Origin of the sequence: Streptococcus cristatus, from assembly GCF_003943505.1 — a bacterium.
Taxonomy (GTDB): domain Bacteria; phylum Bacillota; class Bacilli; order Lactobacillales; family Streptococcaceae; genus Streptococcus; species Streptococcus cristatus_E.
In genome coordinates, this window is sequence record NZ_RJPS01000032.1 from 1 (window position 1) to 1,099 (window position 1,099).

The 1,099-nt window shown below is 43.5% G+C and carries 2 protein-coding genes and 2 pseudogenes; all 4 read right to left on the minus strand.

Going from position 1 to position 1,099, the window contains the following annotated elements; genetic code table 11:
* A pseudogene (locus D8792_RS10730) lies at positions 1-183 on the minus strand (hypothetical protein); the annotation flags it as partial.
* Positions 170-565, minus strand: a complete 396-nt coding sequence (locus D8792_RS10735; protein WP_125371333.1) for a phage Gp19/Gp15/Gp42 family protein — start codon at positions 563-565, stop codon at positions 170-172. The gene D8792_RS10735 and the pseudogene D8792_RS10730, both read right to left, overlap by 14 nt.
* A 5-nt stretch (positions 566-570) precedes the next feature.
* Positions 571-801: a HeH/LEM domain-containing protein gene (locus D8792_RS10740; RefSeq protein WP_125371334.1), complete on the minus strand. Its 231-nt coding sequence runs from the start codon at positions 799-801 to the stop codon at positions 571-573.
* A gap of 1 nt (position 802) precedes the next feature.
* A pseudogene (locus D8792_RS10745) lies at positions 803-1,099 on the minus strand (phage major capsid protein); the annotation flags it as partial.

Here is a 1,099-nt window from a genome sequence, read left to right on the forward strand (position 1 = left end):
GGTATAGACAGCTACCTTGCCAGTAAGATTGAGCTGGCTGACTTTATCATCTGTTGAGGTTGGCTGTACTAGCACATTCTCAACCTCAATTTCTCGATCTTCAAAGACGGAATGACCAAAATCATCCTGTCCTGTCTTGACCTTGTCAATTAAGATCACGGTAATTCCCTTAATCCGTCCCATAGATCTCCATCACCCCAAATCTTTGCTTCTTTAGTCCCAAGCGTTTGAGTTCTGAGTCCTTGATAAAGAGACCACCACCGGGAACCAAATAGGACCCACTAACCGAATAGCCCAAAGCACTCTCAGCAAACTGAGTCATTGGTTCCTGCTCAGTAGAGGTCATCAAGGTACGAGCTACCACATCGACAGTAACAGACTTGACCACACTTGCAAAAGATGAATCCTCAGCCACAAGCACATCCAAGTCTTTCCCAATCTTCTTAGCTTCGACACGCAGAGAGTCAGAGACAATTTTCAACAGAGCCTCTGCTCTCTTGCGCTCGTCTGATTTTAAAAGACGCCACAAAGTTTCCAGATCTTCAACTGTTGCAAAGTCCCCCATTTAACTTACTCCTTATGCGCTTCCAGCAAAGCCAACAATTCTGCTTTCTTAGCTTTGTCACTGTACTCAACACCAAGCTCATCTAGCTTAGACTTGAGCTCTGGCACAGTCCAGTTTTCCGAATCATCCGCTTGTCCTTCTTGTGACTTTGTAAATTCAGCAGCGGGAACCCAGTCGCCCAGCAATTTACAATCTGTTTCAATTGTTACCAAAGTTTCTTTGTTAATATATTCCATATTAAGCCTCCACACGAGCAAATGCCTGCTCGTCAAGAATTCCCCAACCCACATACACCTGTGTACGCAAGCAAACTTCACGGTAGCGTTTCAAATCACGACCAGCACCGTCTGGATCACCGTATTTAATAATTTCAAGAGGAATTTCTTCAGCATATCCCCATTTAACAGCATTTTCAAAATCACCGACGATAACATGGTCTTTTTTAGCTGAGCTAGCAACAGTAGTCAATGTTTTATTAATATCAGACTTCATTCCGTAAAATGAGCCTGGATTTTGACCAAAACGGTATTCAGG